Source organism: Nocardioides campestrisoli, assembly GCF_013624435.2.
Taxonomy (GTDB): domain Bacteria; phylum Actinomycetota; class Actinomycetes; order Propionibacteriales; family Nocardioidaceae; genus Nocardioides; species Nocardioides campestrisoli.
Window position 1 is genome coordinate 553,080 of record NZ_CP061768.1, and the last position, 13,431, is coordinate 566,510.

Consider the following 13,431-nt stretch of genomic DNA (forward strand, 5'->3'; position numbering starts at 1 on the left):
GGAAGCCCGCCGGCCAAACATAGTGAAGGATTCATCTTCGTCTCGACACTATCTCGACGGCCGCGCTGACGGTGTGACCAACGCGACGCGTCCCACCATGCGTGCTCTGACGCGTCGGCGCGGGAGAATGGGTACTTACGTCTCTCACCGATCCTCGCCAGGAAGGCGGCGTCACATGTCCTCCCAGAGTCCTGCCCCCGCGACCACGCCGGAGCGACGTCACCACGTCGTGGTGATCGGTTCGGGATTCGGAGGCCTGTTCGGGACCAAGGCGCTGCGCCGGGCCGACGTGGACGTGACACTGATCGCCAAGACGACCCACCACCTCTTCCAGCCGCTGCTCTACCAGGTGGCGACCGGGATCCTCTCCGAGGGCGAGATCGCGCCGCCGACCCGTGAGGTGCTCTCCAGCCAGCGCAACGCCCAGGTGCTGCTCGGCGAGGTGACCGACATCGACCTGACCGCCAAGACGGTGACCTCGCAGGTCCTCGGCCGGTCCTCGGTGACCTCCTACGACTCGCTGATCGTCGCCGCCGGCGCCGCTCAGTCCTACTTCGGCAACGACCACTTCGCCGAGCACGCCCCAGGCATGAAGAGCATCGACGACGCGCTCGAGCTGCGCGGCCGCATCTTCGGCGCCTTCGAGCTCGCCGAGCTGGGCGCCAAGCGCGGCGAGTCGGTCGACCACCTGCTCAACTTCGTGGTCGTGGGTGCGGGCCCGACCGGCGTCGAGATGGCCGGTCAGATCGCCGAGCTGGCGCACCGCACCCTGCGCAAGGACTTCCGCTCCATCAACACCCGGCACGCCCGGGTGATCCTGGTCGACGCCGCTCCGCAGGTGCTGCCGCCGTTCGGGGCCAAGCTGGGCGAGAACACCCGCCGCGAGCTGGAGAAGCTCGGCGTGGAGGTGATGCTCGGCGCGATGGTCACCGACGTGGACGAGCGCGGCCTGGTGCTGAAGTACAAGAACGGCCAGACCCAGCGGATCGACTCGGTCACCAAGATCTGGGCCGCCGGCGTGCAGGCCTCGCCGCTCGGCAGGACCCTCGCGGAGCAGACCGGCGCCGGTCTGGACCGCGCCGGCCGGATCCAGGTCAACCCCGACCTCACCCTGCCCGGCCACCCCGAGGTCTTCGTCGTCGGCGACATGATCGCGCTCGACAACCTGCCCGGCGTGGCTCAGGTGGCGATCCAGGGCGCCAAGCACGCGGCGAAGGAGATCGACGGCCGGCTGCGGGGCAAGGCGCCGCAGGGCCCGTTCACCTACTTCGACAAGGGCTCGATGGCGATCATCAGCCGCTTCAACGCGGTGGCGATGGTCGGCCGGCTGCGGCTCACGGGCGTGCTGGCCTGGCTGATGTGGCTCTTCGTCCACCTGATCTACATCACCGGCTTCAAGAACCGGATCACCGCGCTGCTGCACTGGGCGATCTCCTTCCTCGGCCGTGGTCGCCAGGAGCGCACCACCACCGAGCAGCAGATCTTCGCCCGGACTGCGCTCTCGCGGCTCGACGGCGGTGTCGCCGGCCTGGTCTCCGAGCCCGGCGAGTACGACGCCGCGCTGCGCGAGGCCGAGGAGGCGCGCCGGCGCGAGCTCGAGGAGCAGGCGCTGGAGGAGACGCGGTTGACCGACGACCGGCAGCGCGGCACTGCCGCTCCCAGCCGGGTCAAGGCCTGAGGCAGGCGCCCCGGCTCAGTCGAACCGGGGCGGGCGCTCGTCCGGCGAGACCAGGCTGCGGGCCCACTTCGGCACGATGAAGAGGCCCTCGGCCTCCACGCACAGCTCGTCGCCGTGGTGGATGGTCCCCAGGCAGTAGGTCTTCCACCCCTCGGTGCGGTCGATCCACGCCGAGGCCGTCAGCGGCGTGTCGAGCGGGGTGGGGCGGCGGTAGCGGATGGTGAGGCTGCCCGTCATGCCGGGCTTGCCGCCGGCCCCGGCGGCCTCGCCGAGCAGCTGGTCGAGGATGGCGGCGCTGATCCCGCCGTGCACCAGACCGGGCGGACCTTCGTAGCCGGCGCCGAGGACGAAGTCGGCCTCCGCCCGGCCCGCGGGGTCGGGGCGCACCGTGAGCGGCGGGGCCACCGGGTTGCGCAGGCCCACGATCGCGTTGCCCCACGGGCGGGTGGTCCCGTCGGAGCTGAACCGGACGCCGTACGTGCCGTCGATCTGGCTGCTGCGCAGCCGCGCGGTGAGCGCCTCGATCTCGGCCTGCACCTTGCGCAGCTCGTCCTCGTCGACCGTGGTGCGCACGGTCGCGTCGGCGAGCTCGCGCACGCTCTGGGTGAAGGGACCGTAGAGGTCCTCGAGCCGAGCGAGCTCGTCAGAGGTCAGCTCTTCGTGGTGGTAGCCGTGCATGGAGCGGAGTCTAAGCGCGTGCTTAGTCGGTTCCGTCGCCCGAGGCCGCCTGCGTGGCCGGGCGGCGACCCGCGTCGGCTCGCGGCAGCGCCAGGGCGAAGGTGGTGGTCGGCTCGTCCAGGAGGGAGAGCCGCCCGCCCATCGAGGCCGCCAGGTCGGAGGCGATCGCCAGGCCCAGGCCGTGGCCGTCGCCGCCGGGCGTGCTGTGCCCGCGCCGGAAGACCCCGTCGTCGATGGTCCTCGGTCCCTCGTCGCCCACCAGGATCGCCACCAGGTCTGCCCGTTCCCTGGTGGCCAGGGTGATACGTCCACGTCCGTGGCTGCAGGCGTTCTCGATCAGCACGTCCAGCACCTGGATGACGGGTCCCGGCACCACGTGGACCGGCGCGGTCCGGCCCTCCTGGTGCACCAGGACGCGTCCCGCGGCCTCGGCCTGGCGACGCCAGCGCTCGGCCACGTCGCCCAGCAGCTCGTCGAGGTCGACCTCGACCGCGTCGCCCAGCCGGCGTCCGCGCGCCAGCTCGAGGATCTCGGTGATCGAGCCGCTGAGCCGGTCCAGCTCGGAGAGGTAGCTCTGCAGCTCCTCGGCCACCTCGGGCGGCGTCTGCGACCACATCGACAGGTCCTCCAGCTGGAGGCGCAGCGCGGTGATCGGCGTGCGCAGCTGGTGGGAGGCGTTGGAGGCGAACTCGCGCTCGCGCTGCACCAGTTCGTCGAGCTGGCTCGAGGCACGGCGCAGGGCCTCCCCGATCGCCTCGGCCTCGGGGACGCGGTAGTGGGGGAAGTGCACGTCGAAGCGGCCGCGACCCAGGTGCTCCGCGGCCTGGGCGAGCTCGCCGAAGGGCCGCGAGAGCCGGCGTGCCATCAGGTAGCCGACGGTCCCGGCCACCACCAGCAGCCCCAATCCGATCAGCACCAGGGGCAGCAGCGCCTCGGAGATCCGCTGGTCGACCACCTCGGAGGAGCGCGAGAGGGTCACCGTGCCGCCGCCCGCCACCGGTCGGGAGGCGACCAGGTCGTCGTCGGCCCGCGCCGGCCCGGCGCGCACGACGTCACCGGAGGGATCGACGTACTCCAGGTTGGAGCCCGGGGAGAGGTGGCGCTCGAGGAACTCCTGGGTGGTGGGCTCGTCGCGCGCCGAGCGCTCCTCGACGACCAGCGCGAAGAGCTCGGCGGCGCGCCCGGCCTTCGTCGTCTCCTGCTCGGTGATCATGTTGGCCAGCAGGTAGGCCCTCGGGATGCCGTAGAGCAGGACGACGGCGACCGCCAGCCCGATGAAGGCGGCGATCAGCCGTTCACGCATGTGGCCGGTCCTCGAGCCGGAAGCCGACACCGCGCACGGTGGTGATCTCCACCGAGGCTCCCGCCTCCTCCAGCTTCTGCCGCAGCCGCCCGATCGTGGCGTCCAGGGTCTTGGTGGAGCCGTACCAGTTCTCGTCCCAGACCTCGCTGATCAGCTGGTCCCGGGCCACCACCGCGCCGCGGGTCGCGTCGAGCAGGGCGAGCACGTCGAACTCCTTGGTGGTGGCCTGGAGCTCCCGGTCGCCGACCCAGGTACGCCGGGCCTGGACGTCGACCCGGAACCGCGGCGTGGACCCGTTGGTCCGTACCGGCGTCGCGACCGGGGCGGGCGCGCTGCGCCGCAGCAGGGCGCGGGCCCGGGCCAGCAGCTCGGCCAGGCCGAAGGGCTTGGCCAGGTAGTCGTCGGCGCCGACGTCGAGCCCGACCACGCGGTCCAGCTCGCCGTCGCGGGCGGTCAGGATGATGATCCCGCCGGTGAAGCCGTCCTCGCGGGCCCGTCGGCACAGGTCGAGGCCGTCGACGTCGGGCAGGCCCAGGTCGAGCAGGAGCAGGTCGACCCCACCAGCCGCGAGCCGGGGGAGCGCGGGCAGCCCCTCCGGGAGCCGTTCCACCTCGTACCCCTCACGCTCCAGGGTCCGGACGAGTGGAGCGGCGATCTTGTCGTCGTCCTCGACGACGAGCACGGAGGTGGGCATGGTCACAGAGCATACGGACGGCGCGCCGACTCCCTCCGACGCGCACGCGTGCGCGCGTCGACGGCCACCAGGATCCAGGTGAGCGCGCAGGAGCCGAGCAGCAGCACGCTGCTGGCGGTGAGGTCGTCCCTGGCCTGCTCGCCCGGCAGGCCCACGGTCAGTCCCAGCACCGTGATCAGCACCACCACCGCGGACAGCACGGTCGCGAGCAGTCGTGCCTCGAAGGTGTTGGCGAGCCACAGCGCGACGCCGACGGCCACGGAGACCACCACCCCGACGCCCGTCAGCACCAGGACGGCGCTCTGCTGGCCCTCCACCATCGTCAGCACGAGCACCAGACCCACGGCCAGGGTGGACACCGAGGCCGCCCGAGAGGCGAGGGTGGGGTGTTCGGCGGCCATCAGAACTCCTTGTCGAGCGGGCCGGACTCGGTGACCGTCGAGGTCGACGACCGGTTGCCGAGCAGGTCGGTCACGGACCCCGAGGGCGTCCAGGTCATGTCGGCGGGCGAGGAGGGGGTCGGGGTGCTGATCCCGGACGGGATCTCCTGGAACCGCACGACGACCTTGGTGCGGGTCCGCCCCCCGACCGTCTCGGTCTCGGCGGTCATCGTCGCTGGGAGGGTGCGTCCGAAGATGGTCAGCACGTAGTTGCCCCTGAGCTCGAGGCTGCCGAGGTTGACTCCGGAGACCTCCAGCACGTCGCCGCCGAAGAACCCGCCGGCGACCCGCACCTGCACGTTGCGCTCGGCGCCGTTCCAACCGGCGAGGATGCTGCCCAGGTTCACCTCGCGGGTGAACGTGTAGACCAGGGTGTCGCCGCCGTCCAGTCGCTCGGCGGCGCGGCCGCCGTTGACGCTCTGGACGTCGAGTCCGGCCAGCGCGGGAGCGTTGTCCAGCGTGCGGTTGGCGACCACCGCCGAGGTGGTGGTGTTGCCGGCCCGGTCGGTGGCCACGGCCCGGAGGTCGTAGCGGCCGTCGGCGAGCGGACGGGTGTCGACGGTGCAGCTCCAGGCCGACGTCGTGGGCGCGGTGGTGGCCGTGCAGACGTCGGTCCAGGCGCCTGCGCCGGCGGCGGCACGCTGCAGCACCACGGTGCGCAGACCTGAGCCGGCGTCCCCGGCGGTCCCGGTGAAGGTGACGGTGCCGGAGACCGTGCCCGCGGGGGCGGTGAGCGCGACGGTCGGCGGGGTGTTGTCCACCTGGGTGGTCGCCACGGCGGTGGCGCTGTAGCCGGCGGTGTCCTCGGCGGTGGCGCGCACGGCGTACGACCCGTCGGCGACCTTGGTGGTGTCCCAGGCGCACGCGTACGGCGCGACCGTGCGGGTGCACAGCGCGGTCCAGCCGGTCTGGGCCGGCTGGGTGGCCTGGGTCTGGAGGGCCACCCGGGCCACCGAGGAGCGCTCGTCGCGGGCCGTCGCGTTGACCTGGACGGTGCCGCGCACCCAGGTGCCGGGCGCCTCGACCGCCACGATCGGGGGGGTCCAGTCGGCCGCGGCGGTGACCGTGGCGGTGTTCTTGGTGGTCGCGGAGAAGACCGCGGAGGAGAGGCCGGGGAAGGCCACCGTGACGGTGCCGGCGAGCAGGACGACGCCGGCGGCGTTCAGGATCCGGGGGACCTTCATCGGGGGCGTCCTCCTCTCGGTGCGGGTGGTCGGCGGCGGGGTTGCGAGCCAGGAGCAACGCTAGTGGGGAGAGGGCCTGGGCTGTTCCACAGGAGCACCCCAGGATTTCCCCGGTTTGCTACGCGGCGCGGTGTGCCAGGTGACCCTGCGCTCACGCCGACAGGCGACGCTGCTTCTCGGACTCCGGGTGGACGGGGAGCGGGTGCACCGGGTTCGTCGGGCGGCCGTCGTGTCGACGCAGGGCCTTCACCAGGTCGCGCAGCGCCATCAGGGCGATCCCTGCGGCGGGGACGCCGATCACGAGCATCCGGTTGCCCGGGTCGGCGAGGAAGATGAAGGCGTAGCCGAGGAGCGGGACGTCGTAGGCCACCACCGGCTGGGTGTCGGCGAGCAGGCTGAACTTCCACGGGTCGACGTCGGCGTTGGCATCACCCTTGGTCCGGTAGACCGGGACGCCGTTCTCGTCGCTCTTGATCGAGGTGATCCGGTGCGTGACCAGCGTGGTGACGCCGCTGTCGGTGGGCGGGAGGTAGGTGATCACGTCGCCGACCTCGAGCTCGCCCACCCGGACCTGCTTCTCGAAGACGATCGAGCCCTTCTCGATGGTCCCCGACATCGAGCCGCCGGTGATGATGTAGCGCTCGTAGCCGAAGAACGAGGGGGCGATGTAGGCCGCCGACCCTGCCATCACGGCCAGCAGCAGCAGGGTGTTGAGCGCGCGCACCGGCCGTCGCAGGGCCTGGGCGATCTTCCTCATCTCTCACTCCTGGTCCGTGCGGCTCGGGCGGGGGGTCACTGGTTGGTGGTGGTCCCGGTGAGCTGCGCGGAGTCCCAGACGTAGGTGGCGGTGGCGGTCTTGCCCTGGTCCTCGTTGCCGGTGGCCTGGGCGAGGGTGACCTGGAAGCGGTAGGTCCTGGCGGCGCCGGCGGTGATGGTGCCCAGGGCCTGGCGCTTGCCGTCCTCGAGGCCGCCGAACGTGCCGGAGTAGACGGGGGTGCCGCCGGCGATGTCGGTGATCACGAGCTTGAGGTTCTCGGCGGAGAAGCCGTTGGTCGAGGAGACCTCAGTGAGGCCGAAGCCGGCGTCGAGGGAGCCGGTGTTGGTCAGCGTGAGCGAGCCGTTGAGGGTGTCACCGGGCTTGAGGTCGGTCAGGTTGAACACGGCCTTGTCGGCCTTGGAGTTGCTGTGCGTCAGGGTGCCGGAGGTGACGGCGCTGATGGTGTTGGAGCTGGTCGAGGTGAAGGTCGCCCCGGAGCCCACGGCGATGGCGCCGGCCGCGAGCAGGGTGGCGAGGGGGACGAGGACCTTCGTGGTGTTCTGCATGGTTCTTCCGCTCCTGGTTTCTGTGGCCCTCAGCCGTTCAGTCGGACTGCCGGGTTGATGGAAGAAACGCTACGGAGCCGCGATCCACGGGATCTCCACGCGAGAACCCCCCGGTCTCCACGACTCAGAACTCTTCGACGCCAGTCCGACACGTGCCTCCAGGGTCGGGCGCGGGATCACGTCAGAGGGCGTAGGTGCGGCGAGCGGAGCGGCGGCGGGTGCGGCGGGCGCGGGAGTCGAGGGCCAGGAGCACCGGGGTGGCCAGACCGAGGCCGAGGAGCAGCGCCCCGGACGGGTCCGGCTCGACCACCCGCGCGGACCCGGGCGGCCCGACCAGCAGGCAGAGGGCGGTGCCGGTGACCAGGGTTGCCGAGACCAGACCGGCCATGAACCGGGGCTCGAACGCGTCCGTGCGGCGGATGCCGGTGGCGGTGCCGAGGGCGGCGAGGAGGGCCGTCGCCTCGATCACCTGGTACGCCGGGTCCCCGGTCGAGGCGAGGACCGGGACGAGCGCTGCCGCCATCAGGAGGGTCGCGCCGGCGGCGAGGTGGGAGAACACGGTGCAGTGCGGGCGGCACATGGGGGCAGCGCCTTATGCGGGGACGAGGTCGCGAACGAGCTCGCGCGCCTGGTCGGGGACCGGGCTCGGGTCGGGGACCCGGCTCGGGTCGGGGACCTGGCTCGAGGACTCGTCCCGGCGGACCAGGGCGAGCAGCAGGTCGCGCAGCGCCATCAGGGCGATCCCTGCGGCGGGGATGCCGATCACGAACATCCGGTTGGCCGGGTCGGCGAGGAAGATGAAGGCGTAGCCGAGGAGCGGGACGTCGTAGCTGACCACGGGCTGGGTGTCGGCCTGGAGGCTGAACTTCCACGGGTCGACGTCGGCGTTGGCGTCCCCTTGGGTGCGGAGGACTGGGACGCCGTCCTCCCCGGGCTTGATCGAGGTGATCCGGTGGGTGACCAGCGTGCTGACGCCGCTGTCGGCCGGCGGGACGTAGGTGATCACGTCGCCCACGGCCAGGTCGTCCACGGGGACCTGCTTCTCGAAGACGATCGAGCCCTTCTCGATGGTCCCGGACATCGAGCCGCCGGTGATGATGTAGCGCTCGTAGCCGAAGAGCGAGGGGGCGATGTACGCCGCGCACCCCGCCATGACGGCGAGCAGGAGCAGGGTGTTGAGCGCGCGGACGGGCCGGCGGAGGGCCTGGACGACTCGCTTCACGTGGTGCTCCTGGAGGTCTGGAGGTGGATGGGTGGGCCTGGGAGGTTCTGACAGGTTCTGGCAGGGGGTGGGCGGGGCGCCCGGGAGGCGCCCCGCCGTATCAACCCTGGATCCCAGGAACTGTGGCTACTGGCCGGTGCTCACTGGTCGGTGGTCTCGCCGGTGAGCTGGACGGCGTCCCAGGCGTAGGTGGCGCCGGCGGCCTTGCCCTGCTGGCTGTTGTCGGCGTCCTGGTCGAGGCTGACCTTGAACGTGAAGGTGTTCGTCGCACCCTTGGCGAAGGTGCCCAGCACGTTCTTCTTGCCGTCCTCGAGGGCGCCGAAGGTGCCCTTGAAGACCTCGCTGCCGGTGGTGGTGTTGGTGATGACGAGCTTGAGGTTCTCGGCGGAGAAGCCGTTGGTCGAGGAGACCTCGGTGAGGGAGAAGTTCGCGGGCAGCGAGCCGGTGTTGGTGATGGCGAGCGAGCCGTTCACGACGTCGCCGGGCTTGATGTCGGTGAGGTTGAAGATCGCCTGGCCCGCCTTGGAGTTGCTCTGGGACAGGGTGCCGGAGGTGACGGCGCTGATGGTGTTGGAGCTGGTCGAGGTGAAGGTCGCCCCGGAGCCCACGGCGATGGCGCCGGCGGCGAGCAGGGTGGCGAGGGGGACGAGGACCTTCTTGGTGTTCCGCATGATCTTCTAGCTCCTGGTGTCTGCGCCGATCAGCCTGTTGCTGAGTGGCCGGGTTGATGGAAGAAACGCTACGGAACGTCGTTCCACGCGAGGGCCACGCGATTGCCCTGCTACTGCCGCACTTCGGAACTGTTCGGTCACCGGATTCCACGGCGGCGGTGTCCGGGTGTGGAAGAGCCGCGGGCGGCCGTGTCGGAGGGGCGCGGCGGGACGGGACCGGAAGTGCTCAGGGGGAGAGGTGCGGGAGGGGCCACGGCCTCCTCGAGTGACCACTTCATCGGGCGCTGCCCTGGTCGAAGCGGTGGGCCCCGTGGGACTCGAACCCACAACTAACGGATTAAAAGTCCGCTGCTCTGCCAATTGAGCTAGAGGCCCGGCGTATGGAAAGAACCCTGGGAGCAACCTAGGTAGCAACCCAGGGAACAACTCATACGGAAGGCAGCCTAGTCAGCGGCTCCTGGCGTCTCCGACCCGCCATCAAAGGCCGCCGACTCAAGAACGGCCGCGACTGCCTCGAACTCGGCAAGCGCAGCGGTGAGATCCTCGACGATCTCGCGGGCGATACGCCAAGTCGTTCCACCCTGATGACGCTGGACAGGCATGGTACGTCTACCCGTTCAACCAGATGTGCAACTACTACGGCGGATGAGGCACGGGATGCGGGTATCGAGTGCGGCCGCGGCGACGCTGATGATTTTGGCGTTGACCGGTTGCGGAGTCGACAACGGACAAGGTTTCGGCGCTCAGGGGCCTGGCGAGTCATCGCAGGACCGGACATCACCCCCGGAGCCCGTGGCCTCGCCGGTGAAGTCGCCGGAGACCTCCGACGAGACTCCAGACGGCCTGCTCGAAGAGGCCTCTCTGGACCGGACCACCGACCTCTCGCAGTCCGAAGAGGGACGCATCGACGCGGAGAACTTCGCGGTCTCGTTCGCCCAACTGATGGTCGACACACGAGAAGACCGTGACCAGGAGGCTCTGGTCGACGACCTGACCAGCGATCAGCTGCCCACTCAGGTGCGGGACTTCCTACTCTCCAACTACCGGCACATGCACGAGTCAGGGGCCGGACGTCACATCGACTCCTCGTACCCGGCCCTGGTGCGGTCTGAGTTCGCCGGTACCGCGGAGGCACCGACGCGGGTGAACGTCGAACTCATCGCCGCGGCCGGCAACGACTGGAACGACTCACTCGCGGTGATCCGCATGCGTGTCGACGTGGTCCGAGAAGGGGACCGGTGGCAGGTCATCGGCTACGGCGGCCCCGACAGCATGGGCGGCGGCATAGAGAAGCCTCGCGACGTGCTCAACGAGCTCGAAGGCACCGGCTGGCGCCGCCTCCCGCAATGAGGAAGGTTCACCCGTCCCGCCGCTCACGCCTCCTACGTCGAGACCACCCCCCGGGTTGGTGGAAATGGACAGCCCGTCGGCGAGGAGCGCGCGGACCCTGACCGGAGACCTCGCGGTCCTCGCCTTCGGCGTGCCTCTCGCTGCCCTGCGTGCCGGGCGGGCCCCGGCGTGAGCTGAGCGTCCGGCGTCTGGCGCCCCGCGTGCGGAGTGCCGATCGCCCAGGCGCGCCGACGAGGTCAGGAGGCCTTGCGGGTCTTGACCTTGGAGACCTTGACCGACTTGCCGACGATGCGGATCGTGACCACCTGGGTCCGGCCGGTGAAGCCGTTGCTCACCCGCAGCGTCGTCTTGCGGCCCTTGGTCTTCGCGGTACGCAGCGCACTGTCGGCGGCCCAGGCTGCGGACTTCTTGCGCACGAGCGTCTTGGCCTTCTTCAGGCCCTTCTTCTTGCCCAGGCGCTTGGTGGCCTTCTTGGCCGTCTTCTTCGCGAACTTCTTGAAGCCCTGCGCGGCCGCGACCGTCTCGGCGACCTGGTTGTACGTGTCGGCGGAGACGTAGCCGACCGGGTCCACCGCCGGCGCGCTCGGGCCGTAGGCGTAGGTGTAGACCGTCTTGGCGGCGGGCTGCCCGGCCGCGGCAGGACCCGAGACGACGTACCGGTCGAGGGTGCCCGCGGGGGGGCTGACGCTGGTGGTCGTCGCGGTCAGCTCGTGGGTGGTGACCTGCCCTGTCGCGGGGAGGTGGGACAGGGCGACGACCAACGGGCCGAGACTGCCCCCACCGCCGCTGACCAGGTTGCCCTCGTAGCTGGGGTCGGTGGCCGTGGCCGTCTCGAGGGCCCGCAATGTCCTCACCGGGTGGTTCGAGGCGGCGAGGGAGGCGGCGGTGGTGGTGTCCGGGCGGGAGACGCCGACGAACGTGGTGCCCAGCCAGGCGCTGGCCTTCTTGGCGACCTGGGCTCCGGCCGGGCTGCCGGCGGTGTAGGCCACCCCGTTCTGGTAGGTGGTCCCGTCGGCCGCGACCACGGACAGGTCGCTGTTGAAGGCGATCGTGGAACGGCCCGTCTCCGCGCCGGCGGCGTCGAGGGTGGTCCTGGTGACCGTGACCCCGTTGGCCGCGGCAGGCGAGAGCACGAGGGCGACATCCCTCGCCAGACCGGCGGCGTAGTCGTCGGCGTGGGCGGGGGCGGCGACCAGGCTGACCGAGACGGCCACCGCGGCGGTGGTCAGGATCGGGACGAACTTCTTCATCGGGGCTCCAGAGACGTGGGGCGGGACGGCAGGTGAACGGTAGCGGCCGGCGCCCGGTCGTGGGGTCCGCGGTGACGGAGCGCACGTCGGCGTGGCTTTGGACGATCCCCCGCTCAGTCGCTAAAGTCGAGCAACAATCTCTAGTAATCCGAGCGGTGCCGTGCGTCTTTCGGTCGTCCGTGCTGAGGAGTGAAGAATGAAGGACGTGGCCAACGCCGCCGCCCCGCTGCGGATCGCGATCGTGGGTGCCGGCGCGGCCGGCACCCTGGTGGCACTCAACGTGGTGCGCCGCTCGGAGCCGGGCACGACCCTGGCCCTCACCTTCGTCGACCCGGCCGAGGACCTCGTGGTCGGTGCCGCGTTCTCCACGACCGACCCGCGGCACCTGCTCAACGTCCCTGCCGCCGGCATGTCCTTCGACCCCGAGGACCGCTTCGACTTCGCCACCTGGTGCTCCGACCAGGGCATGGTCGACGCGGACGAGGCGAGCTACTGGTTCGCGCCGCGACGGGAGTGGGCGCGCTACCTGCGGCAGCGCTGGCAGGAGACCCTCGCCGCAGCCTGCGACCGGGTCACCGTCACGCACGTGCGCCGCCGCGCCACCGGGCTGGTCCCGGACGGCACCGGCATCACGGTGACCGTGGAGGGCGACGAGCCCCTGCAGGCCGACCGTGCGGTGCTGGCCACCGGCCTGCCGAGCGTCGGCGACTCCTGGGCGCCGCGCGACCTCGCCGGGGAGCCTCGCTACGTCGCCGACCCCTGGAGGCCGGGTGCCCTCGAGGCGCTGCTGGCCGATGACGAGGACGTGCTGGTCGTCGGCACCGGGCTGACCATGGTCGACGTCGCCCTCAGCGCGCTGGGCGAGGCCGGCTCGGGACGCCGGGTGGTCGCCCTGTCCCGCAACGGGCGGCTGCCGCAGCCGCACGCCCCGGCCTACCTGGGCGAGGTCGTGCCCGACGTACGCGCCTGGGGCAGCACCCTGCCCGAGGTCCGCGCCGCCGTGCACGCCCACGTCGGTGCAGTTGAGCAGCTCAACGGCGACTGGCGACCGGCGATCGACGGCATCCGCTACCGCGTGGCCGAGCTGTGGAAGCGGCTCTCGGAGAGCGACCGCGAGGCCTTCCTCCGCGACGTCGCCGGGGAGTGGGGCGTACGTCGCCACCGGATCCCGCCGGCCAGCCAGGCCGCCCTGGAGGAGCACCAGGCCGCCGGCCGCCTCGAGGTGCGCGCCGGCAAGATCACCGCGGTCGAGGGGACCGAGGGTGGCGTCGAGGTGGCGACCGCCGACGGCGACCAGCTGCGCTTCGGCTGGGTGGTCAACTGCACCGGCCCGCGCTCCGACGTCCGCACGCTGGGCAACCCGGTGCTCGACGGCCTGCTCGGCGTCGGCGACCGGACCCCGGTCGCGGTCACCGACGGCCTCGGCCTGGGCCTGGTCACCCGGGACGGTCAGGTCCTGGGCGCCGACGGCGACCCGCTGCCGCTGTGGACCCTGGGCGCGCTGCGGCGCGGTGAGCTGTGGGAGTCGACCGCCATCCCGGAGATCCGGGTGCAGGCCGGCGAGGTGGCGGCAGCGCTGCTCGCCGACTGAGCCGCGCCGCGGGCTCGGCGGGTGCAGAATGATCGGGACAGCACCCC

The 13,431-nt window shown here is 71.4% G+C and carries 14 protein-coding genes and 1 tRNA gene; 3 read left to right on the top strand and 12 right to left on the bottom strand.

The window, feature by feature from the left end; genetic code table 11:
* Positions 1-175: 175 nt before the first annotated feature.
* On the top strand, positions 176-1,678 hold the full coding sequence (locus H8838_RS02680; RefSeq protein WP_185995242.1) for an NAD(P)/FAD-dependent oxidoreductase: 1,503 nt from the start codon (positions 176-178) through the stop codon (positions 1,676-1,678).
* A 15-nt stretch (positions 1,679-1,693) separates the two neighbouring features.
* Here the strand turns inward: H8838_RS02680 and H8838_RS02685 are convergent, their stop codons facing one another.
* From H8838_RS02685 to H8838_RS02735, 11 genes are all read right to left on the bottom strand, one after another.
* A complete protein-coding gene (locus H8838_RS02685) occupies positions 1,694-2,356 on the bottom strand; it encodes a PaaI family thioesterase (RefSeq protein WP_185995241.1) in 663 nt (220 codons plus the stop codon).
* 22 nt (positions 2,357-2,378) lie between these two features.
* Positions 2,379-3,659: an ATP-binding protein gene (locus H8838_RS02690; RefSeq protein WP_181309599.1), complete on the bottom strand. Its 1,281-nt coding sequence runs from the start codon at positions 3,657-3,659 to the stop codon at positions 2,379-2,381.
* A complete protein-coding gene (locus tag H8838_RS02695; protein ID WP_181309598.1) occupies positions 3,652-4,353 on the bottom strand; it encodes a response regulator transcription factor in 702 nt (233 codons plus the stop codon). Before H8838_RS02695 ends, H8838_RS02690 begins: the two co-directional genes overlap by 8 nt.
* 2 nt (positions 4,354-4,355) lie before the next feature.
* On the bottom strand, positions 4,356-4,754 hold the full coding sequence (locus H8838_RS02700; protein WP_181309597.1) for a hypothetical protein: 399 nt from the start codon (positions 4,752-4,754) through the stop codon (positions 4,356-4,358).
* On the bottom strand, positions 4,754-5,977 hold the full coding sequence (locus tag H8838_RS02705; RefSeq protein WP_181309596.1) for an Ig-like domain-containing protein: 1,224 nt from the start codon (positions 5,975-5,977) through the stop codon (positions 4,754-4,756). The genes H8838_RS02700 and H8838_RS02705 overlap by 1 nt, the downstream gene beginning before the upstream one ends.
* A 151-nt stretch (positions 5,978-6,128) precedes the next feature.
* Complete coding sequence (locus tag H8838_RS02710) at positions 6,129-6,734, bottom strand: signal peptidase I (RefSeq protein WP_185995240.1); 606 nt, start codon at positions 6,732-6,734, stop codon at positions 6,129-6,131.
* Between the two features lie 35 nt (positions 6,735-6,769).
* Positions 6,770-7,300 (bottom strand): TasA family protein, encoded by a 531-nt coding sequence (locus tag H8838_RS02715; protein ID WP_185995239.1) that lies wholly within the window; start codon positions 7,298-7,300, stop codon positions 6,770-6,772.
* A gap of 181 nt (positions 7,301-7,481) precedes the next feature.
* On the bottom strand, positions 7,482-7,880 hold the full coding sequence (locus tag H8838_RS02720) for a hypothetical protein (RefSeq protein WP_181309593.1): 399 nt from the start codon (positions 7,878-7,880) through the stop codon (positions 7,482-7,484).
* A gap of 12 nt (positions 7,881-7,892) precedes the next feature.
* Positions 7,893-8,522 carry a signal peptidase I gene (locus H8838_RS02725; RefSeq protein WP_224766337.1) on the bottom strand — a complete coding sequence of 210 codons (630 nt, stop codon included), beginning with the start codon at positions 8,520-8,522 and terminating at the stop codon, positions 7,893-7,895.
* Between the two features lie 140 nt (positions 8,523-8,662).
* A complete protein-coding gene (locus H8838_RS02730) occupies positions 8,663-9,193 on the bottom strand; it encodes a TasA family protein (RefSeq protein ID WP_185995238.1) in 531 nt (176 codons plus the stop codon).
* Positions 9,194-9,495: 302 nt separating this feature from the next.
* A tRNA-Lys gene (locus H8838_RS02735) sits at positions 9,496-9,568 on the bottom strand.
* A gap of 270 nt (positions 9,569-9,838) precedes the next feature.
* Between H8838_RS02735 and H8838_RS02740 the strand changes: the two genes are divergently transcribed.
* On the top strand, positions 9,839-10,543 hold the full coding sequence (locus H8838_RS02740) for a hypothetical protein (RefSeq protein ID WP_191465641.1): 705 nt from the start codon (positions 9,839-9,841) through the stop codon (positions 10,541-10,543).
* A gap of 236 nt (positions 10,544-10,779) precedes the next feature.
* Here the strand turns inward: H8838_RS02740 and H8838_RS02745 are convergent, their stop codons facing one another.
* Entirely contained in the window at positions 10,780-11,793 is a 1,014-nt protein-coding gene (locus tag H8838_RS02745; protein WP_185995236.1) for a hypothetical protein, read from the bottom strand.
* A 196-nt stretch (positions 11,794-11,989) separates the two neighbouring features.
* Here H8838_RS02745 and H8838_RS02750 point away from each other — a divergent pair, with 196 nt between their 5' ends.
* Positions 11,990-13,384: an FAD/NAD(P)-binding protein gene (locus H8838_RS02750; protein ID WP_224766338.1), complete on the top strand. Its 1,395-nt coding sequence runs from the start codon at positions 11,990-11,992 to the stop codon at positions 13,382-13,384.
* The last annotated feature ends 47 nt before the right edge of the window (positions 13,385-13,431 follow it).